The following is a 20,726-nucleotide window of genomic DNA, read 5'->3' as shown; positions in this document are numbered from 1 at the left end:
TTCCCGGGCTCACTCGTGGCGGTCGAGGCAGTTGAAGGGATCCTGGTTGGGCAGGCTGTTGTAGAGCCGCACGAAGTCCAGGGTCCCGCTCGCGTAGATCTTCTCGAAGTCCTGGTAGACGGGCTGGAAGCGCGGATCCATGGCGGCCATGTTCGCCATGACGGGCAGGGCGCGCTTGCCGGCGGTGCGCGCGGAGAAGCGGAAGAGGGCCCACTTCACGCACAGGGACTGCTCGGTCTCGAACGTCTTGGAGAACAGCTCCAACACCCGCGTCTTGTCCTGGGACAGCGAGAGGTTGTGCGCCGCCGCGTCCCGGCCGTCCTCGCTGCCCTCGCCGACGAGAATCTGGGCGAAGCGCTCGGTCTCCGCCGGGGTGAGCAGGGGCGCGGCGTGCATGGGCATCATCTGCCCCAGGTAGCGGACCTGCTCGTCGGGCGACGCGGCGCCGATGGTGAGCAGCTTGTCCATGTAGGGGCCGATGCTCGCGTTCTCCTTGAACTCGCGCTTCATCACCCGCGCGATGGTGCGCGCCGCGGCCCAGCCCGCGTCGACGGAGACCGGGTCATTGGCGAGGGTGGTGAGCTTGTCGAGCGCCGCCGGGGCCAGCCGCTTCTGCGTGTCCAGGGCGGAGAGCAGGCCCGCGCGCCGCTCGGACGGGAGGGTGGTGTCCTGGCCCATGTCCAGCAGCTTCGCGGCCACCTGGGGCTGTTGCACCGCCTCGGAGTCCCTCACGGCCGTCAGGTACACCCCGAAGGACTTGCCCTGCGCGTCGCGGGACCACTCGATCACCTCGAGCGCATTCGCCGGGTTCTTGCCGATGAGCTCCGTGAGGCGCTCCTTCAGGAAGTCCCGGACGAGCCCATCCCGCGAGTTCATCAGGGGCGCGGCCCAATCGCGGAAGTTGTGGATTGTCACCCCCTCGTTGAAGCGCTCCATCTCCTGCCAGCAGATGGTGTCGGTGAAGCGCGGGGCCTTGGCCTCCTCGCCCGGGGCCAGGGGCACGGCCGGGCCGGGGGTGCCCGTCTTCTTCGCCGGGCCCTGCTTCGCCTGGGCCTGCGGCGCGGCGGTGGGGTCCGCCTCAGCCGGCCGCTCCTCGCTCCCACCCCGGCCGATCAGCGCCACACCGGCCAGCAGGGCGATGAGGCCGGCCCCGGCCACCAGCAGCGGCGTGCGCCGGCTCGAGGTGCCAGACGGGGGAGAGGAGGTGGGAGGCGGGGATGCGGAGGTCATGGCTGTTGGCCTGGTGGAGGGGTTCCAATTAGGAAGAGCCCCCGATTTTACCGTCATCTCAAGAAAATATTAAAACCGGGAATATCTTGGGAATTTGGGTGTCCCCGACATTCACTCCAGGTGCGTAAGTGCCTGAAAAGACGGAGACCCCTCGTGAGGAGCGGATCCTCACGAAGGGTCTCGGCGCCCTGGGGGGGGCGCACTTCCATTCAGCGGCGGCTCAGTCGAGGACGCCGAGGGTCTCGGAGCGGTCCACGGCCTCGCCCTGGGAGGTGTAGCCGGAGTACCAGGAGGTGTCCTTGGTGCCGTTCTTCTCCTGCATGAGGTGGGCGTGGGGGCCGGTGGCCTGGCCGGTGCCGCCCTCGTTGCCCACCTGGCAGCGGTCGCACGTGCGGTCATACGAGTCGCTGGTCTTGATGAAGTGCTTCTGGTGGAACTTCCAGCCGTCCGCCCAGGTGTGGATCGCCATGTTGGCGTTCTCGTAGCCGTTGCCGTTGCAGACGATGCCGGTGGTGTTGATGGTGACGTTCCAGAAGACCGAGCCCACCACGGCCGTCTCGGCGCCCCAGTAGTTGCAGCGGCCGCTGGAGACGTCGATGGCGCCGTGGTACCCGCCGCTCGGGTAGTAGGTGGTGGCGGTGATGGTGCCGGGGAAGGGCGCCTTGACGGTGTGCGCGGTCACCGCCGCGGGGACGAGCGTCAGGGAAGCCAGCGCCGCTGCCAGGGTCATCTTCGAGGTGTTACGCATCGTGAGTGCCTCTCGGGCCGGTTCCCCGGCTCGCATGGGGGGAGCTGCATGGAGCCTGTTGCAACCGCTGTTGCTCCCCCAGGAGCGGGCTCCACGCCGGGGGTCCAGCTGCTTCGGTTCTGGGCGGCGCGCTAGTTGAGGACGCCGAGGGTCTCGCCGAGATCGATGGCCTCACCGTTGGAGGTGTAGCCCGAGTACCAGGAGGTGTCGAAGGTGCCGCTCTTGCTGTGCTGGAAGTGGGTGACGAAGCCCGAGTCGCCGAGCGCGCAGCGGTCGCACGTCTTGTCGACCGAGGCGGCGCTCTTGATGAAGTCCTTGATGCGGAACGACCAGCCGTCCGCGAAGGTGTGCGCGGCCACGTTCCCGGTGGCGGCCGTGCAGGTGGTCACGGTGCTGTTGATGGTGATGTTCCAGTAGACCGAGCCCACGAACGGCCCCGTGATGGCCCAGTAGCGGCAGGCGCCGCTGGGCGCGACGTCCACCGCGCCGTGGAACGCGCCGCTCGAGTAGTACGTGGTGGCCGTCACCGTGCCGGCGTGCGGCGACGTGACGGTGGTCCCGGCCGAGGCCGCGGGGATGAGCGCCAGGGATGCCAGCGCCGTGAGGGTCATCATCGTGTTGCGCATCGAAGGTCCTGTGGCCGAGGGGTTCATCTAGGAAGAGGGCCCGAATTCCCAGCCATCCCAAAAAAAGTGAAAAAACCGGTGAGGCTCGCGCGGGGAGAGGACAGCGGCCACTGCCGGGCGGCAAGGTCCGGGGAGGCTGCGTCCGGCTTCTCCCCCGTCACTGCCAGTGGGGGTGGGCTCACCTCTGCTGCGTGGGAGCCCACCTCCCAACTGGTACCGGGGTCCTGCGGGTCTGGTTACTACTGGTTACGTGGCGATGGTTCCGACGGTCTCGCCGCGGCTGAGGAACTCACCCCTGGTGGTGGTGCCGTCGTACCAGCCGGTGAGGTTGCTGCCGTAGCGGTCCACCTGCATGTGGGTGTGGGGGCCGGTGACGTTGCCCGTGCCGCCCTCGTCGCCGATCTGGCAGCGGTCGCAGTCGCGGTCGTACGAGGCGCCGGTCTTGAGGAAGTGCCACTGGCGGAGGACCTTGTCGTTGGCGAAGGTGTGCTTCACCTCGTTCTGGTTGCCGCTGCCGTTGCCGTAGCACACGGTGCCGGTGGTGTTGATGGTGACGTTCCAGTGGTAGGTGCCGTACGCGCCCGTCTCCACGCCCCAGTAGCCGCAGGCGTTGCTGCTGGAGATGTCCACCGCGCCGTGGAAGCTGCCGCTGGAGTAGTACGTGGTGGCCGTCACGGTGCCCGGGAAGGGCGAGCCGACCCGGACGTCGGCGGTCGCGGCCGCGGGGATGAACGCCAGGGAAGCCAGGACTGCCAGCGTCGTCTTCATCGTCTTACGCATCGTTGTTCCTCTGGACCGGTGGATCGGCCCCAGTGGGGGGGTTCGCTACCGAGCCTGTTGCTGCCGCTGCTTCTCCCTCAGGATCAGGCTCCAATCCTGGTGGTTCATGTTGAGGACTCGAATCCAGCTATCGATCTCCGGCGCCATGCTCGGGTCGACAGCGCGCAACCGCTGGAGCTCGGGCACCGCGCCGGAGAAGCCGAGCCGGGCGATGCTCTGGAGGATGGCCTTGCGGACGGTGGGGTCCTTCTCGTCGCGGTACATGCCGGTCAGCGTCTGACGGGCGTTGGCCATCTCCGCCACGGGCACGCCGCCCAGCGCGGTGGACGCCGCCGCGCGGACCTCGGCGGAGTCGCTGCCCAGCAGCCGCTCGAGCTTGCGCGCCGAGTCGGAGCTGATCTCCCCCGTCATGAGCTGGCCGAGCACCTTCGCCGTCACCTTCGGGTCGTCCGAGGCCGCGGCCGCCGACACCGCGGTATCCGCCGCCAGGCCATGGTGCCCGCCGTAGACGTGATGGGTGTCCTCGACGAGGTTGGTCGCCGCTTCCATGCGCACCTCGGGCGAGGGATCTCTCACCAGGCGCTCGAACATCTCCCCGCTGCGCCCCAGCGCGCCGGTGCGGCGCATGGCGCGGACCGTGGCAGCGCGCAGGCCGGGGTCCCGGTCCTCCAGCGCCCGCTTCGCCACCACCTGGAAGGCATCGTCCTCCAGGCCGCGCTCGGTGCGCGCCACCAGGGCCGCCGCCAGGTGCTCCACCATCACGGGGTCGTACTCGCGCTCGAAGGCGGCCTGGAGCTCGGCGCGCGGCAGGTTGACGGCGGACTCGCGCAGCAGCGTGCGCAGGTAGAGCTTGTAGGCCTCGGACTTGGAATTCATCCCGCGGCGGATGGAGTCCATCAGCCCCTCGACCGAGCACGTCGTGGCCTGGATGGCGGGGGCGTCGCGCGGGGCGGACGGCTGCGCGGAGGCCAGGGCCGGCGCGAGCAGGCACACGGTGAGCGTCAGGGTGGGGAGCACGTTCATACGAAGGAAGGCGCGTGTCATGGGTGGGCTCCGGAGCTCATTCCTCGTGGCGGTCCAGACAGCCGAAGGGATCGTCCGTGGACAGGGAGAACCAGATGCGCCCGAAGTCGACGATGCCGCTGGCGTAGAGCTTCTCGAACTCCTGGTAGATGCCCTGGAAGCGCGGGTCCGTCATGGCCATGTCCGCCATCACCGGGAGCGCGTCCTTGCCGGCGGTGCGGGCGGCGAAGCGGAACAGGGCCCAGCGCACGCAGAGGTCCTTCTCGATTTCGAAGTTCTTGCCGTAGAGCTCCAGCGCCTGGGACTTGTCCTCGGACATGGACAGCTCGTGCGCGGCCATCATGCGGACGTCCTCGCTGCCCTCGGTGGCCAGCAGCTTGCCGAGCCGCTCCATGGAACGCGGGTCGATCGGCGCATCGGCGTCCATCCCCATCTCGAGCGAGAGGTAGCGCACCTGCTCGTCCGCCGACTGGGTGCTGATGGTGAGCAGCTTGTCGAGGTAGGGCTTGAAGTTGCCGCTCTTCTTGAAGTCCTCCTTCATCACCCGGCCGATGGCGCGCGTGGTGACCCAGCCGGCCTCGCCCGAGGCGGCGTCCTGCGCGAAGGTGGCGAGCTTGTCGAGCGCCGCCGGCTCCAGCCGGGGCATGCGCTGCAGCTCGTCCAGGAAGCCCGCGCGCCGCCCCAGGTCGAGCTTCTCGTCGAGCCCGAGCGCGGTGAGCTGCGCGGCCATCTTCGGCAGGGCCTTGGAGTTGCGCAGGCCGCCCATGAACAGCTTGAACTCCGCGGGCGAGGCCTCTTGTGCCCAGCCCAGCACCTCACGGGCGCGGCCCTCGTCCTCGCCGATGAGCTCGCCCAGCCGCCCCATGAGGTAGTCGCGGACGAGCGGATCCTTCACGGCGAGCATCGGCCGGGCCCACTCGAGGAACGTCTCCAGCGTCACCGACTCGTTGAAGCGCTCCAGGTCCTCCCAGCAGACGGTGCTGTTGAACTGCTTGGGCTTGGACTCCGCCTGCATGCCCTGGACCGGAGCGCCAGGCCCGGCCTTCTTGGGGGCGGGGCCGGTGGCCGAGGGCTGGGGGGCCGAGGCCTGGAGCGCCTCGGGGGTGCCGCCCTCCTGGGAGGAGCCACGGGAGAGGAGCGCCACCGCCGCCAGCAGGGCCACGGCACCGAGCGCGATCGCCACCCTCGGGCCTCGGCGGGCCGTGTCATTCACCGGGAGGGAGGCGGAGCGATGGGAGGATTCTGGAGTCATGGGTCCTTGTCTGGAAGAGGTCTCGAATTCCCGTTCATCCCAAGAAAATGGAAAATCCCGGCAGATTGGGAATGCGATGAAATGTAAGCATCCGTGATTTCGAGGAGTTACGGGGCAGGCGGGGGAGGCCGGAAGTAGCGGGCCGTGATAATTCCGGCGAAATTCAGGGGACCCCGCATGCACACGCGACGTTTCCGATTGGAGGAGGGCGGGCCGAAGCGGGTGGTGCTCCCCTTCGCCCTCAGCCTGGCCATCGGGCTCGCCGGGCTCGTCACGCCGCGCCATGCGCGGGTGGGGTTGAGCGCCGCGGCCGTGCTGCTGCCCCTCGAGGCGCTCGTGGCGGCGGTGCGGCTGACGGGGACGGGCTTTCAATTCGGCCCGGCGGATGTGGTGCTGTGGCCGCTCGTGTTCCTGTACCCCGTGCTGACGGCGCTCTCCATGCTGAAGCGCGCGCCGACGGTGGCGGGCTGCCCGCGTCCGGCTCCCTGCGGGTGAGTCTCCTCAACCCTTGCGCCACACCTCGCTGGCGAGCAGCGCGCGGGCGGCGAGGAAGCCGCACAGGCCGTGCACGCCTGGCCCCGGAGGCGTGGAGGCCGAGCACAGGTAGAGGCGGGGGTCGGGCGTGGCGTAGGGGACGAAGCGCGCCACGGGCCGGGCGAAGAGCTGCATGCCCTCGAGCGAGCCGCCGGAGATGTCGCCGCCGATGAAGTTGGGGTTGTAGGCCTCGTACTGCGCGGGCGAGCGCGTGTGCCGGGCGAGGATGCGCGCGCGGAAGCCGGGAGCGGCGCGCTCCACCTGGGCCTCAATGCGCTCCGTCATGTCCTCGGTGGAGCCGTTGGGGACGTGGCAGTAGGCCCAGCCGGTGTGCTGGCCCGCGGGGGCTCGGCTGGGGTCGAAGAGCGTGTGCTGGGCGAGCAGCACGTAGGGACGCTCGGGCGTCTCCCCGCGCGAGACGGCGGCCTCGCTGGCGGAGATCTCCTCCAGCGTGCCCCCGAGGTGCACGGTGCCGGCGCGGGCACACGCGGGGGCGAGCCACGGAATGGGGCCGGAGAGGGCCCAGTCCACCTTGAAGACGCCGGGCCCGTAGCGGAAGCGCTGGAGCTTCTGCACGTAGGAGGGAGGCAGCCGGTGGCCGGCGAGCTTCACGAGCTGCCGGGGCGTCACATCGAGCAGCACGGCGCGCGAGCGGGGCAGCTCCTCCACGTTGTGCACGCGGTGGCCCGTCTCCACCTCGCCGCCGAGCGCGCGCAGGTAGCTGACGAGCGCGTCCACGAGCTTCTGCGTGCCGCCGCGCGGGAAGGGCCAGCCCACGGCGTGGCCCGAGGCGAGCAGCAGAATCCCGAAGGCGGAGGTGAAGGGCTTCTCCAGGGCGGAGAAGGAGTGCGCGGCGGAGCCCGCGAAGAGGGCGCGCGCGAGGGGCCCGCGGAAGGCATGGGCGGCGAGCGAGTGGGCGGGACGCAGGGCGCGCAGGCCGAAGCGGGCGAGGCGCAGGGGCCTGCGGGGGAGGCGCAGCGGGTCGGCCATCTGGGCCATGACGTCGTCGAAGGCGCGCACCATGGGGCGCATCCACTTCACATAGCGCCCGGCGTCGGGGCCGAGCCCCTGGGCAGTGGCCTCGAGGGTGTGCTCGAGGACGGCGGCGGTGCCGTTGTCGAGCGGGTGGGCGAGCGGGGCCTCGGGGTGCACCCACTCGAGGCCATGGGCGCCGAGGGGGAGCTGGCGGAAGAAGGGCGAGGCGGCGGCGAGCGGGTGGATGGCGGAGCAGACGTCGTGGACGAAGCCAGGCAGGGTGAGCTCGGCCGAGCGGGCGCCCCCGCCGGGAGTGGGGCCGGCCTCGAACACCCGCACCGAGCGGCCCGCGCGAGCCAGGGAGATGGCGGCGGCGAGCCCGTTGGGACCGGCGCCCACCACGACGGCATCGAGCATCGAGCTCATAGGTTGTGCAGCTTCACCCGACCTGATGGGGACGTGAGGAAGAGGACACCGGGTGGCGTTCACCAGTGGACGCCGGAGGTCGTCCGGCACCACGGCACCCGGGCGGGCGGGCAGGGGGCGAGGGGGACAGGGTGCGCGGAGGGGGCGGGAATTCCCATCCTCCTGGCGGGAGTGCTGCTCGGGAGGCCCGCCGCCGGGCCAGAGAGACAGGGGAGAGGACATGGCTCGCCAGGACCTGAGGGGCAAGGTCGCCATCGTGACGGGGGCGTCGAGCGGGGTGGGGTGGCAGGCGGCGGTGCGGCTGGGCGAGGCGGGGGTGAAGCTGTGCATCACCGCGCGCCGGGTGGAGGCGCTGGAGCAGCTGCGCCACGCGTTGAACGAGAAGGGCGTGGAGTGCATCTCGGTGCCCGGGGACGTGACGGTGCAGGCGGACGTGGAGCAGGTGGTGCGCGAGTGCGTGACGCACTACGGCCGGGTGGACCTGCTGGTGAACGACGCGGCGGTGCAGTCCTACGGCCTCTTCAGCGAGCTGCCGTGGGAGCACCTCACGCGCACCTTCGACGTCAACGTGTTTGGCTTCATGCGCTTCGCGCGGGCGGTGCTGCCCCACTTCAAGCAGCAGGGCAGCGGGCACATCCTCAACGTGCAGTCGATGCTGTCCAAGGGCTCGGCGCCGCTGTTGTCGGCGTACACGGCGAGCAAGCACGCCTCGCTCGGGTGGGCGCAGTGCCTGGAGATGGAGCTGGTGGGCACGGGGATTCAAGTGTCCAACGTGCTGGTGCCCTCGGTGGCGACGAACATGTTCGCCCACGCGCCGACGATGTTTGGACTGGCGCCCAAGCCGGTGCCGCCGACGTATGACCCGGACGTGGCGGCGCGAGCGGTGCTCCAGTGCGCGCTGCGGCCGGGGAGGACGGTGGTGCCGGTGTTCCTCGGGGGCCGGTTGCTGTTGTGGGTGAACGCGCTCCTGCCGAAGGTGGGCAAGGCGGTGATGGGCCGGTTCGGCGCGCGGATGCAGATGCGGGACGAGCCCATCGACCGACCCGAGGGCAACCTCTTCCGGCCGGTGGCGCAGGGCGTGGGCCCGTACGGGCCGGTGCCGCCGACGCCGCTGTGGAAGAGGCTGTCGGCGACGGCGGGACTCGTGGCGCTGGCGAGCGGCGTGGTGCTGGGCGTGGCGGGGCTGGCCCGCGCGGCACGCTAGGAAGCCCGCGAAGGTGTACCCCTGGCACCAGGCGCTGCCCCGCGGCCATATCCCCTCGCCCTCCGGGAGAGGGACAGGGTGAGGGTATCGGGTGAACCCGGGTAGAACCCCGCGCATGGACCCTACCTCTGCCGTCAGACCTTCCTGTAGGATGTGAGCAGTCAGGCGGGAAGGCCTGCACGGGGAGGAGCGATGGCGAAGGGAAAGCGTCCAGCCACCTACGAGGACATCGAGGCGTTACCGCCGGGGTGGGTGGGGGAACTCATCGACGACGAGCTGTGGGCCTTCCCACGGCCGGCGAAATGGCACGCATGGGTGGCCTCGGTGCTCGCAGCGAAGCTGGGGAGCACCTTTGGCGTTGGGCAGGGTGGGCCGGGAGGCTGGTGGATCCTGATCGAGCCGGAGCTGCACTTCGGCCGACAGGTGCTGGTGCCGGACCTCGCGGGATGGCGCTACGAACGGGCACCCGAGTTGCTTGAGCAGGATGCGCCCTTCTTCGACCTGGCACCCAACTGGGTCTGCGAGGTGTTGTCGCCCTCCACGGCTGCGTTGGACCGGGGGCGCAAGCTGCCGCTCTACCATCGGGTGGGCGTGAGCCACGCGTGGCTGGTGGATCCGCGGGCGCACACGCTGGAGGTCTACCGGCGAGGACCGCGAGGTTGGCGGATTGCCCGGTACGGAGGCGAGGACGTGGTCCGTGCCGAGCCGTTCGACACCGAGCCGCTGGACCTGGGTCGGCTCTGGGCTCCCGGGTCCGCACCGGCCCCCGGTCCCTGATGCCATGATCGGATTGGCCCCCTGGTAACATGCAGGGCGGGCATGGCAAGCGACATCATCGACTTCCAGTTGGAGCGGGGACGCCACGAGGAGCTGCTCGGGCGAGAGGACTTGATGGCCGAGCTGGATGCGCTCCTGCTGGGCGGTCCTTCGCGTGGGTGGGTGCTGGTCAAGGGCGGGCCGGGGATGGGCAAGAGCGCGCTGCTGGCCGAGTGGCTGAAGCGGCGCGAGGCCGCGGAGCTCCTGGTGTCACCGCACCACTTCCTGCGGCGCGGCGTGGAGGACTGGGACCGGCCTGATGTGGTGAAGCGCAACTTGGCGGCTCAGGTGGAGCGGCTGTTTCCCGAACTGGTCGAGCCTGATGCCCGGCCCGAGTCGCGTCTGAGGGAGCTGTTGCAGCGAGTCTCGGACAAGGAATTGAAGCTACGCAATGAACGGCTGGTGCTGGTGGTGGATGGCCTCGACGAGGTCGAGGGCGAGCCGGACGGCGCCAACCCGCTGTCGCGCTTCCTGCCGCACGTGCTGCCTGCCGGGGTGAAGGTGCTGTGTGCCTCGCGGCCCACGTACCCGTACCTGAGCTGGCTGGAGGCACGGGAGGGCGTTCGCACTGTTGACCTGAATGGCGAGCGGTGGGCAGGCTCGAACGAGAAGGTGGTGCGCCAGTATTGGGAGCAGGTGGCCCCTGGATTCATGCCGCCGCTGATGCCCGCCTTCGTAGATGAAGTCGTGCAGCGGGCCGAAGGCAACATGCTCTACGCGGTGAAGCTGGCGGAGTGGTTACAAGAACAGCCCTTGGAGAGGAGGCAGGCTGAATTGCTACCACGGGGCCTGGAGGCCTTGCTCGATGATATCTGGGATCGCATCCAGAGGCTGCCCGATGAGCTTCGCAAGGTAGCCTCTGCGGGACTAGGCATCGTGGCTGCGGCACGTGAAGCGTTGCCGCTGTTTGCGCTGGCCGCCGTGGCTGGGTGGAAGGAACTGGAGGACGGCGAGCGGTTCTTGCGCGTGGCGCGGTCGTTGCTGCTGGAGGAGGCGGGGCCCGCGAGGGGCGACAAGGCTTGGCGGCCCTTTCACGAGTTCTTCCGGAACTTCATCCTGTGGAAGCTCGGTGAGGAGCGGGAGAGGGCTGAGCACCGGCGATTGGCGGAGCAGTTGTGCCGCTGGCCTGTAGATGGGGTCGAGCGGGGCTTCCGCTGGAGCTATGCCTTGCGCCATGGCGTGATGCATTGGCTCAAAGCTGAGGAGTGGGAACAGGCGCAAAAGCTCTATACGGACCTGGGCTTCCTAGGCGCCAAGTGCGAGTTGGCGGGTGTCCTCGCCGTCGAGGATGATTTGAGGAGTGCGGCGGAAGAGGGCAGAGGACACGACCCGGAGTGTCCCAGGGCTCTTTATCAAGCCATCCAGGTCGGGTCGCATGGTTTGAGAAGGGACCCGGGAGATCTGGCTCTGCTCGTCTACACCCGGCTGCGCTCCTCGGGGTGGAGCGCTGAGCGGATCGAGAAGACGTTCAGCTTCCCGGGAGGGCTGCCTGTTCTTCGCCTGTTACATCCGCTGAGAAGAAGGGGTAGCGAGCGTACCCTGCAGGGGCACGAGAAGCATGTGAGGGGCTGCGCGGTGACGCCTGACGGCCGGCGAGTGGTGTCCGCGTCCTGGGACGGGACATTGAAGATATGGGACTTGGAGACGGGGCGAGAACTGGTCGCCCTGGTGGGGCACGGGAACTATGTGATTGCTTGCGCGGTGACGCCGGACGGGCGGCACGTGGTGTCCGCATCCCACGACGGGACGCTGAAGGTGTGGGAGTTGAGGACAGGGCGGGAGGTGGTCACGCTGGTGGGCCACGCGCGTGAAGTGAATGACTGCGTGGTGACGCCGGACGGTCGGCGTGTGGTGTCCGCGTCCTACGATGGGACGCTGAAGGTGTGGGAACTGGAGACGGGGCGGGAATTGGCCACGTTGAAGGGGCACCGCGCGGATGTGCTTGGATGCGAGGTGACGCCGGACGGGCGGCATGTGGTGTCCACGTCCTGGGACAGCACATTGAAGGTGTGGGATCTGCAGACGGGGCGGAATGTGGCCACGCTGGCGGGTCACGAGAACGGTGTCATGGACTGTGGGGTGACGCCGGACGGGCGGCGCGTGGTGTCCGCGTCCTGGGACGGGACACTGAAGGTGTGGGATCTACAGACAGGGCGGGAAATGGCCACGCTGGTGGGTCACGAGTTTCCGGTGATGGCCTGTGCGGTGACGCCGGATGGGCGGCACGTGGTGTCGGCCTCCCACGATTCGTCGCTGAAGGTGTGGGATTTGGAGACAGGTCGAGAAGTTGCTCGCCTGAAAGGACACGGTCAAGGGGTGATGGGCTGTGAGGTGACGCCGGACGGGCGGCGCATCGTGTCGGCTTCCAATGACGGCTCGTTGAAGGTGTGGAACTTGGAAGTGAGGCATGAACCGGCCGTCCGGGTGGGTCATGGGGAATTGGTGAGTCGCTGTGTGGTGACACCCGACGGACAGCACGTGGTGTCCGCATCCCACGACGGGACGCTGAAGGTGTGGGAGCTGAAGACAGGGCAGGAACTGTCCACCATGGTGGGCCACGAGGCTGCGGTGATGGGCTGCGCGGTGACACCGGACGGGCAGCGCGTGGTGTCCGCCTCCTACGACGGGACACTGAAGGTATGGGCGCTGAAGACGGGGCGAGAGTTGTCCACACTGGAGGGCCATGCGGAGAATGTGATGGTTTGCGTGGTGACACCGGACGGGCAGCGCGCGGTGTCCGGGTCTTGGGACAAAACCCTGAAGGTGTGGGATCTGGAGACGGGACGAGTAGTGGCCACGCTGAGGGGGCACGGAGAACTGGTGAGTGGCTGCGAGGTGACGCCGGACGGGCGGCGCGTGGTGTCCGCGTCCTGGGACAAAACCTTGAAGGTGTGGGAACTCGCGACGGGGCGGGAGGAGGCCACGCTGGTGGGCCATGCGGCCGAGGTGATGAGCTGCGCGGTAACGCCGGACGGGCGGCACATAGTGTCGGCATCTCAGGATTCGACACTGAGGGTGTGGGATTTGGAGACGGGACGAACACTGGCGACCTTGGATGGCCACAGGGGCGAGGTGATTGCCTGTGCGGTGACGCCCGATGGCCGTTGCGTGGTATCCGCCTCCTACGATGGGACGCTGAAGTTGTGGGACATCAACTCAAGTCGTTGCCTGCACACACTCTACGGAGCTGGTGCTTTTGTCGCGGTCACATCCACGTTCGACGTCATCTGCGCGGGGGATGTGCTTGGAAATGTCTGGACCTTCCAGATGGACTCAGCTGCCTCCAGTACGAATCCGGACTCGAAGCGTGGACCTTCCTCGGGAGCCATCCTGAACACCCATTTGCCGAAACCTGTTCTTGAGGCCTACCGCTCCAACGGGCTGGCCTTGTTCATCGGCTCCGGCCTGTCGCTCGGCCGGGACGTCAAGGGCAACTTCCCCACGTGGTCGCAGCTTCCCCACCGGCTGCTCGACGCCTGTGAGCGCCTGGGCTCGCTCGACGAGCAGGTCATCCAGGCCCGGCGTGCTCTGTTCTCCGGACGCATGCGTCTCGAGGTCATGCTCGCGGACCTTGGCTCCCTGCGCGCTGCCCTTGATCGCGACTACCAGAAGGCGCTCAACGACATCTTCCGTCCCTCGGACGCGGCTGCAGGAGCAGCGCATCAGGCCGTGGCCCGGCTCGGTGTCCGCGCGATCCTGACCACGAACTATGACCCGCTTCTCGAACGGCTCCAGGAGACACAGCACAGGCAAGCCTATACGTGGAAGGAATCGGACCTAGCGCTCAATGACCTGGAGTCCGGACGCCATGTCCTGCTCAAGGTCCACGGGACGGCGGAGCGCCACGACACCGTGGTGATGACCGAGAGCGAGTACAGGGATGTCCGTTCCAACCCGTCCTACCGGGCGGTGCTGGGCCACCTGCTCCAGGGGTACACGTTCCTGTTCATCGGCTATGGGATGAACGACCCGCTCGACCTCGATCTGGTGCTGAGGTGGAACGCGGAGGCGTTCAAGTCCGCGGCCCGCCGCCACTACGCGCTCCTGAAGGACCCGAGCGACACCGACCGTGACCGCTACGAGCGCGAGTACAACGTCCGGGTCATCCCCTACAGCGACCACGCCCAACTCCCGGTCATCCTGGATGCGCTTCAGCGCACCGCCGCCAGTCAGGCCTGAGCCGGGACTGATGGACGCTCAGTACAGCGAGCGGTGGAGGAAAACGACAAGAAGGCAAAAGGGATAGGCCAACAGGCAGCTGTACAAGACCTGCAAAGGCGTCAGCTTCTTGTTGTCGATCTCTCCACGAGTCGGGCTCTGTCGATCTCTCTCCCTCAAGAGCCAACCCAGCCCGAAGGCGACGAGCCCCGAGATGATCCATCCGGTCATGCTTGGCATCATCGTCGGGCAGACCGGGAAATCAAACCCCACTAGCCGGACGATCTTCTTCTGAGGGATGCGGAGATGTGGCGCGGAAACATCATCTACGAAGACCGGGAGATCGAGGGCGAACGGTTGGAGCTGAAGGCGGAGGCGGATCGCCTCATCTACCTCGGGCCGAACCTGACGTTGCGGCGGTGTTCAATCGTCATCCGCGTGCCTTCGAGCCGGCTGCTGATCAGCCCGACGCGTCTCATCGACTGCACCATTGAGGTGAAGCAGGAGTTGAAGAACAAGTCCTGGACGTGTGCGGCGCTGAAGGGGTGCCGTTTCACGGGGCGCATGGTGGGCTGCGACTTCGGCCCGTGGCCTGGGAACGCAACGGGGTGGGAACTGGGCGCCGTCGAGGACTGTGACTTCTCCGAGGCCCGCCTGGACCAGTGCCGCTTCCACAGTTGCGACATGCGGGCGGTACGGCTGCCGCGCTGGCCCTGCTTCACCATCCTCGACCCCATCGGCCATGGGCGCGAACTGACGAACGTGGGGTGGCCGGGAACCTTTGTCCCGGTCATCTTGGAGGGGCCTTACAAGGATGTACCCTCCACGGTCGCGGTGACCTATTACGCGCCAGCCGAGGCGAAACGAGCTGGAACCACCGAGGCGGAGCTCAAGGCCGCGATTGAGCGGTTCGACTTCATCGTCCGGTGAGTACTGGACCTGACGCCGTCACTCCCCGGGGTCGAGCACTTCCATCAGGGCCTGCCCGTTGGTCAGGTCGAGCAGCGCGGTCTGGAAGGCCTCCAGGCGGGTGACGGGGAGCAGGAGTTGATAGCCCACAGTGGCGGCGTACTCCTCGGAGACGACTTCCGCCTCATGGGCCGGGAGCATCCGGCGGAAGCCGTCGACGCTCGCGTACTCGATTTCGACGGAGAGGCGGGCCTTGCTCACGCGCTCCGTGGTGGGGAGGTGCTCGAGGCCCTGCTGGACGCAGCCGGTATAGGCCCGCACGAGCCCGCCCTTGCCCAGCAGTGTTCCGCCGAAGTAGCGGGTGACGACGACAGCCACGTCTCCCACGTTGCCGTGGAGCAGCGCCGTCAGCATCGGCCGGCCCGCGGTCCCGTGCGGCTCGCCGTCATCGCTCATCCCCGCCATGCCCGTGGAGCCGGGCGGGCCCACCACGTACGCCCAGCAGTTGTGGTTGGCGTCGGGGAACTCCTCGCGGACGCGGGCGATGAACGCCTTGGCCTCCTCCACCGTCGGCGCCGGGGCAATCGTCGTGATGAAGCGGCTGCGTTGCAGCTCCTGCTCCACGCGGTGGAGGCGCGCCGGTATGCGGTAACGCGAGTCCTTCGACATGGACCCCCTCTCTTGGCAGTGTCCGGCCTCCGTTCCAACCGCGAAGCGCGGGCCCTGGCCGGGCGAAGCTGCCGTAGAGCCAGGGCCGGGGCGCCAGGGAACTGCTGCCCGCTCAGTGGATCCGCAGGGTCAGCTTGCCCAGGTGGTGCTGGAGCACCTCCTTCTGGGCCCGAGCGGCCTCCTCCATCGCGTAGACATGGCCGATCTCCAGGTGGAAGGGCCCCGCTTCGATGAGCTCGTTGAGCCGCTCGAGCGTCTTCTGGCTGGGGACGCCGTCGTAGGCGATGACCTCGACGCCCTCGGGGCCCTGGGGGACGGGCTCCACGCCGTTCGGGTGGGCGATGCGGCCGCCCTGGCGCACGTGCTTCAACGCGCTCAGGCAGCGGTCATTGCACGCCAGCACCAGCGCCGCGTCGAGCCCGTCCGGGGCGAAGTCCCGGCAGGCCTTCTCCACATCCCCGCGATGGCCTTCGACGACCGCCTCCGCGCCCAGCCGCCGGGCCAGCTCCACCCCGTCCTCGCCCGAGGCGACCGCCAGCACCCGGGCTCCCAGGCGCCGGGCGAGCTGCAGCGCGATGTGTCCCACTCCCCCGCTCGCACCGAAGATGAGCAGGCGTTGCCCCGCCTGGAGCCGCAGCTGGTCCTCGAGCCCTTGCAGCGCGGTGATGCCGTCCGCCGCCAGCGCCGCCGCCTGCTCCACCTTCATCCCCTGGGGAATGCGTGCCGCGTGTTTCTCCTTCGCCACGGTGAACTCCGCGTAGAAGCCTCCCTTGGGGCTCAGGAACGCGGTGGCGTAGACGCGGTCCCCCACCTTGAAGCGCCGCACGTTCCTGCCCACGGCCAGCACCTCCCCCGCGCCGTCGGCGCCGGGCACGTAGGGGAAGTGGGGCTGGCCTTCCATCATCCCGGCCATCTCCCCTTCCCGCTCCAGGGAGTCCCAGACGCCCACCCCCGCTCCCTCGACGCGGATGAGGATTTCATCGTCCCCGCACGTGGGCACGGGGACCGTCTTGATGCCGAGCACCTCCGGGCCGCCGAAGCGGTCGAGCGCCGCGGCCTTCATCTTGTCGGGAATGGAGGGGGCCATGGTGAGACTCCTTCTGGGTGAAACCGGTTCACGCAGAGGATGGGCACTCCCCAGGGCCTCGTCAGAGCCCGGCAGGCCGCACGGGGAGCGGGTGCTATGCGTGCGGGCGCTCGGTGATGGGGCAGCTCGCGCTGGTGAGGTTCTGCGCGGTGTTGATGAGCGCCACGTGGCTGAAGGCCTGCGGGAAGTTGCCCAGCTGCCGCTTCGTGCGCGGGTCATACTCCTCGGCGAGCAGGCCCACGTCGTTGCACAGCGAGAGCAGCCGCTCGAAGAGCGTGCGCGCCTCGTCCAGCCGGCACAGCAGCGTGAGCGCGTCCGCGAGCCAGAAGGAGCACGCCAGGAAGGTGCCCTCGCCCGGCGGCAGCCCGTCCTCCGAGCGGTGCGTGTCGTAGCGGCGCACCAGCCCGCCCTCGCACAGCTCGCGCTGGATGGCGTCCACCGTGCCCACCACGCGCGGGTCTCCCGGCGGCAGGAAGCCGAGCTGCGGAATGAGCAGCAGCGCCGCGTCCAGGTCCTTGCTGCCATAGGCCTGCACGAAGCTGCCGCGCCCGGCGTCATAGCCGCGCTCGCACACCTGGGCGTGGATGCGCGCGCGCAGCGCCTTCCAGCGCGCCACGGGCCCGGGCAGGCCGAACTGCTCGGCCGACTTGATGGCCCGGTCCACCGCCACCCACGCCATCACCTTCGAGTGGGTGAAGTGCTGGGGCGGGCCGCGCACCTCCCAGAGGCCCTCGTCGGTGCGCTCCCAGTTGGACTCGAGGAAGTCGAGCAGGTGGCGCTGCAGGCCCCAGCCCTCCTCGCGCGGGGGGACTCCACTGCGCCGGGCCAGGTGGAGGCAGTCGAGCACCTCGCCGAAGACGTCGAGCTGGAACTGGCACACGGCCGCGTTGCCCAGACGCACGGGACTGGCGCCCTGGTAGCCCGAGAGCCATGGCAATTCCTGCTCGGTGAGGCGGCGCTCGCCGGCAACGCCATACATGATCTGGATTTCCTCGGGCTCGCCGGCCACGGCGCGCAGCAGCCAGTCGCGCCAGGCCTGGGCCTCCTCGCGGTAGCCGGCGTTGAGCAGGGCGAGCAGGGTGAAGGTGGCATCGCGCAGCCAGCAGTAGCGGTAGTCCCAGTTGCGCACGCCGCCGAGGGCCTCGGGCAGCGAGGTGGTGGGTGCGGCGACGATGCCGCCGGTGGGCGAGTAGGTGAGGGCCTTGAGGACGATGAGCGAGCGGAGCACCTGCTCGCGCCAGGGGCCGTCATAGGTGCAGTGCGAGGACCACTCGCGCCACCACGCCTCGGTGTGCTGCACGGCGGTGGCCGCGTCGATGGGAGACGGGACGGGCTCGTGCGAGGGGTGCCAGGTGAGGAGGAAGCGGGCGCACTGGCCGGCGGAGAGGGAGAAGTCGGCGTGGAGGGTGGAGTCGTCCAGGCGCGGGGGCACGTCGGAGCAGAGGGTGAGGGCATCGGGCCCGGCCATGGCGGTGAAGCGGCCGTCGATGCGGTGGACCCAGGGTGTACGGCTGCCATAGCCGAAGCGGATGGTGAGCTCCATGCGGACGGAGACGTGGCCCTCGAGGCACACGGCCTCGCGCACGAGGTCCGGCTCGCGGCCGCGCGGCGGCATGCAGTCGATGACGCGCAGGGTGCCGGTGTCGGTCTCGAAGTCCGTCTCCAGCACGAGGGTGCCAGGGCGGTAGCGGCGCCGGACGCGGCGGATGCCTCCGGAGGGAGCGAGCAACCAGCGGCCATTCTCCTCGGAGCCGAGGAGGGCGGCGAAGCAGGCATCGGCGTCGAAGCGCGGCAGGCAAAGCCAGTCGATGGAGCCGTCCTTCCCCACGAGGGCGGCGCTCTGGGTGTCACCGATGAGGGCGTAGTCTTCGAGGCGTAGGGGCATCGCCCTCCAAGGTAGGGATGACACCGGGCGGGCAATGGCGATGAGCGGGCGGGCACACGAGCCCCCTCTCCCTTTCGCGAAGGCGATAAGACGCGGGCGATGAGACCTTCCCTCAAGCTGCCCGCAGAGCTGCGCCAGTTGATTGGCTCGCGGTCCCCGGAGCTCCTGGCCGGCGTCGAGCGCTTCCTCGCCGATGCACCCCGGCGATGCACGTACATCCGGTCAGAACGTGTCGCCCGTGCGCCGCTCCGCCGTTCCTGGTTGGGCCGCCTGCTCGCCGGCGACGCCGCGAAACCGGTGCTCTCGCCCCTCGATAGCAAGTTTGGCGGCGTCCCGTACGTCGAGGAGGCGGACCTGACCTGGGGACGCTACTCGTTCCTCGGGCAGATCCACTTCGCCCAGGTCGAGGACCCGCCTCCGGGGATGCCGCGTCGCGGGCTCTTCGCGCTCGACTTCGGGACGTCAGAGAAGGGGATGCCCCTCTTCCGCGTGCGTTGGTACCCGGAGCCCTCCGAGGAGCGCTCCCGGGCCGGCGCGGTGCCACCCGGTGTCGGCCCCTGGGAGACGCGGATGGTGTTCTCTCCGGGGTGGTCGCTCCCGGGCGGGGAGGCGTGGCACGCGCCGCTTCCCGCCGGTGACGAGGAACTCTGGTCTGAGTGGAACGACTGGACGCCGAAGGGCTTCCTCGAGGACGAGCGCGAAGAGTGCCACCGGCTCTTCGGCCACCGCAGCGCGGGGCTCGACGAAGAACCCTACGGCTTCGAGCCTCCACCCGGGCGCGGCAGCGCCCTCGACGAGTACGCGCAGCTCTTGCGGCTCACCTTTGACAACCCCACCGGTTTCGGTTGGGGATCGAACTGGGTCTACGTGCTGATCCACGAGGCGGACCTCGCGGAGAACCGGCTCGACCGTGCCGTCGTGACGCTCGCCAATTATTGACGGGGGCCGGCCCCTCACTCGAACTGCGCGACGACGGTGAAGGGGACGCTCTTGGGCAGGGTGATGGCGGTGGCGGTGGTGCCGGCCTCGGCGTAGACGCCGCCCGGGGCCGAGGAGCCGAGCACGAGGCACACGGGGTAGCTCTGCCCCTCCGGCGTGCTCGCCTGGGTGTAGCGGACCTGGACCTTGCCGGTGTCCATCCAGAGCACGCCCTGGACGAGCGTGCCCGCGGGCAGGTCACCCAGGGCGCTCTCCAGGCGGCTCGTCACCTGGCCCTGGCGGTAGGTGCCGTAGTCGTTGGGGCCTCCGGGCTGGCTGGCCTCGAGGTGCAGGGAGCCCTGCTGGCCCGGCGCGAGGCGCAGCTTCTTCATGAGCGCGGCGGTCTCGGGCGCGCACGTCAGCCGGGGCGCGTGCGTCTTCTCCTTGCCGATCACGATGCACGCGGTGAGGGCCAGGGTGCTCGCCGCGATGAGGCAGGGCTTCAGAAATGGCTGCATGGTGCTCCTCCGGTGGTGGGGAGCCCATTGCAGTACACCCACGCCGCGCCCCACAGCCGGGGGGCGTCGTACCGCCGTCGGGCAACGGACGATGCGTTACGACTGGGTGAGGGGCCTCCGATGAGGAGTCCACACCCGGTGGTCCCAGACGAGCGACAGCGCGGTGACGAGCAGGCCCACGATGATGTCGTTGAGCGTGGCGGTGCGGTAGCCGCCGAAGCCCAGGAGGAAGGGGGAGAGGATGAGCCAGACACCGAGCAGGGTGTTGGCGTAGCGCAGCTTGGGGATGGCGATGGCCGCGAGGGCCAGCAGCATGACGCCCAGCCCCACGCACAGGTCATTCAACTGGGGTTCTTGCAGCCGGTAATCGAGCACGAAAGGCGCCGACACCAGCCAGAAACCCAGGATGACGTTCAACCAGCGAGCCCACATTCGCCGCTCCTCCGGACGCTTGCACCGTTTACGGGTTCAAGGTGGGGAGAGAGGGGTCCCGGGTGCAACCGGGAGTCCACCCTCGCGCGGCGGGCGTTCACGCACGGGCCCGCCCGCCTGCACGAGAGGGGGCACGGCTCCGGTGACGAGCCCGAAGAGCAGGCATTGGAGGGCGAGCCACTGGCGCTCGGTGGAAGACCAGGTGCGCGGGGGCGGGGTGACGCGCAGGCGCGGAAAGGAGAGCCGCTCGAAGAGCCACACGCCTCCACCGAGCAGGAAGCCGCGGAGGGGCATAGAGGTCGGCAGCAGGAACCGCAGCGAGCCCTGGAGCACGCCGAGCGCGGGCCCGTAGAGCCAGCGCATGGCGAGGCCCCACCGTTGCGCCTGCCGGGGACGCAGCCGTACACCGAGCCACGCGCGAGCCGCTCGCCTGGCGATGTTCCCCACCGAGTAGGGAGGCGGATGACCGAGCATGGAGTCGCGGAGGGGCTCCGAGGCGGACAGGGCGAGGGTCCCGATCACTCCAGCACCGAGCC

At 69.1% G+C, this 20,726-nt stretch carries 19 protein-coding genes; 6 read left to right on the top strand and 13 right to left on the bottom strand.

What is annotated here, in order from left to right:
* Positions 1–9 precede the first annotated feature (9 nt).
* From NR798_RS46585 to NR798_RS46560, 6 genes are all read right to left on the bottom strand, one after another.
* The gene (locus NR798_RS46585; protein ID WP_375769098.1) at positions 10–1,230 is read right to left on the bottom strand and encodes a hypothetical protein; all 1,221 of its coding nucleotides are present in this window, start codon (positions 1,228–1,230) and stop codon (positions 10–12) included.
* A gap of 220 nt (positions 1,231–1,450) precedes the next feature.
* On the bottom strand, positions 1,451–1,978 hold the full coding sequence (locus tag NR798_RS46580; RefSeq protein WP_375769097.1) for a hypothetical protein: 528 nt from the start codon (positions 1,976–1,978) through the stop codon (positions 1,451–1,453).
* A gap of 131 nt (positions 1,979–2,109) precedes the next feature.
* Positions 2,110–2,604, bottom strand: a complete 495-nt coding sequence (locus NR798_RS46575; RefSeq protein WP_375769096.1) for a hypothetical protein — start codon at positions 2,602–2,604, stop codon at positions 2,110–2,112.
* A gap of 246 nt (positions 2,605–2,850) precedes the next feature.
* Positions 2,851–3,384 (bottom strand): hypothetical protein, encoded by a 534-nt coding sequence (locus tag NR798_RS46570; RefSeq protein ID WP_375769095.1) that lies wholly within the window; start codon positions 3,382–3,384, stop codon positions 2,851–2,853.
* 45 nt (positions 3,385–3,429) lie between these two features.
* Positions 3,430–4,428: a HEAT repeat domain-containing protein gene (locus tag NR798_RS46565; protein WP_375769094.1), complete on the bottom strand. Its 999-nt coding sequence runs from the start codon at positions 4,426–4,428 to the stop codon at positions 3,430–3,432.
* 16 nt (positions 4,429–4,444) lie between these two features.
* Positions 4,445–5,590 (bottom strand): hypothetical protein, encoded by a 1,146-nt coding sequence (locus tag NR798_RS46560; protein WP_375769093.1) that lies wholly within the window; start codon positions 5,588–5,590, stop codon positions 4,445–4,447.
* Positions 5,591–5,836: 246 nt separating this feature from the next.
* On the opposite strand from NR798_RS46560, the gene NR798_RS46555 reads away from it, so the two are divergent.
* Positions 5,837–6,154, top strand: coding sequence for a hypothetical protein (locus tag NR798_RS46555; protein WP_375769092.1), 318 nt, complete (start codon positions 5,837–5,839; stop codon positions 6,152–6,154).
* A gap of 6 nt (positions 6,155–6,160) precedes the next feature.
* Here NR798_RS46555 and NR798_RS46550 read toward each other — a convergent pair whose 3' ends face one another.
* Positions 6,161–7,594 carry a phytoene desaturase family protein gene (locus NR798_RS46550; protein WP_375769091.1) on the bottom strand — a complete coding sequence of 478 codons (1,434 nt, stop codon included), beginning with the start codon at positions 7,592–7,594 and terminating at the stop codon, positions 6,161–6,163.
* 220 nt (positions 7,595–7,814) lie between these two features.
* Between NR798_RS46550 and NR798_RS46545 the strand changes: the two genes are divergently transcribed.
* From NR798_RS46545 to NR798_RS46530, 4 genes are all read left to right on the top strand, one after another.
* A complete protein-coding gene (locus NR798_RS46545) occupies positions 7,815–8,798 on the top strand; it encodes an SDR family NAD(P)-dependent oxidoreductase (protein WP_375769090.1) in 984 nt (327 codons plus the stop codon).
* Between the two features lie 192 nt (positions 8,799–8,990).
* Positions 8,991–9,575, top strand: a complete 585-nt coding sequence (locus tag NR798_RS46540) for a Uma2 family endonuclease (RefSeq protein ID WP_375769089.1) — start codon at positions 8,991–8,993, stop codon at positions 9,573–9,575.
* Between the two features lie 42 nt (positions 9,576–9,617).
* Complete coding sequence (locus NR798_RS46535; RefSeq protein WP_375769088.1) at positions 9,618–13,793, top strand: SIR2 family protein; 4,176 nt, start codon at positions 9,618–9,620, stop codon at positions 13,791–13,793.
* A gap of 285 nt (positions 13,794–14,078) precedes the next feature.
* Positions 14,079–14,702 carry a hypothetical protein gene (locus NR798_RS46530; protein WP_375769087.1) on the top strand — a complete coding sequence of 208 codons (624 nt, stop codon included), beginning with the start codon at positions 14,079–14,081 and terminating at the stop codon, positions 14,700–14,702.
* Positions 14,703–14,720: 18 nt separating this feature from the next.
* Here the strand turns inward: NR798_RS46530 and NR798_RS46525 are convergent, their stop codons facing one another.
* The 3 genes from NR798_RS46525 to NR798_RS46515 all read right to left on the bottom strand — a co-directional run bounded on the left by NR798_RS46525 (position 14,721) and on the right by NR798_RS46515 (position 18,322).
* The gene (locus NR798_RS46525; RefSeq protein WP_375769086.1) at positions 14,721–15,350 is read right to left on the bottom strand and encodes a YigZ family protein; all 630 of its coding nucleotides are present in this window, start codon (positions 15,348–15,350) and stop codon (positions 14,721–14,723) included.
* Positions 15,351–15,462: 112 nt separating this feature from the next.
* The gene (locus NR798_RS46520) at positions 15,463–16,437 is read right to left on the bottom strand and encodes an NADP-dependent oxidoreductase (RefSeq protein ID WP_375769085.1); all 975 of its coding nucleotides are present in this window, start codon (positions 16,435–16,437) and stop codon (positions 15,463–15,465) included.
* A 94-nt stretch (positions 16,438–16,531) separates the two neighbouring features.
* Positions 16,532–18,322 (bottom strand): glycoside hydrolase family 15 protein, encoded by a 1,791-nt coding sequence (locus tag NR798_RS46515; RefSeq protein ID WP_375769084.1) that lies wholly within the window; start codon positions 18,320–18,322, stop codon positions 16,532–16,534.
* 99 nt (positions 18,323–18,421) lie between these two features.
* On the opposite strand from NR798_RS46515, the gene NR798_RS46510 reads away from it, so the two are divergent.
* On the top strand, positions 18,422–19,261 hold the full coding sequence (locus NR798_RS46510) for a DUF1963 domain-containing protein (protein WP_375769083.1): 840 nt from the start codon (positions 18,422–18,424) through the stop codon (positions 19,259–19,261).
* A gap of 14 nt (positions 19,262–19,275) precedes the next feature.
* Here the strand turns inward: NR798_RS46510 and NR798_RS46505 are convergent, their stop codons facing one another.
* From NR798_RS46505 to NR798_RS46495, 3 genes are all read right to left on the bottom strand, one after another.
* Entirely contained in the window at positions 19,276–19,758 is a 483-nt protein-coding gene (locus NR798_RS46505; protein ID WP_375769082.1) for a hypothetical protein, read from the bottom strand.
* Positions 19,759–19,854: 96 nt separating this feature from the next.
* Positions 19,855–20,190, bottom strand: coding sequence for an SPW repeat protein (locus NR798_RS46500; protein ID WP_375769081.1), 336 nt, complete (start codon positions 20,188–20,190; stop codon positions 19,855–19,857).
* A 36-nt stretch (positions 20,191–20,226) separates the two neighbouring features.
* Positions 20,227–20,712, bottom strand: a complete 486-nt coding sequence (locus NR798_RS46495; RefSeq protein WP_375769080.1) for a hypothetical protein — start codon at positions 20,710–20,712, stop codon at positions 20,227–20,229.
* Positions 20,713–20,726: the final 14 nt, after the last annotated feature.

It is taken from the genome of Archangium gephyra, assembly GCF_042230915.1.
In the GTDB taxonomy this organism is placed as follows: Bacteria; Myxococcota; Myxococcia; order Myxococcales; family Myxococcaceae; genus Archangium; species Archangium gephyra_B.
Note: the sequence above shows the minus strand (reverse complement) of the source record. Positions and strands in the feature narration are given on the sequence as shown.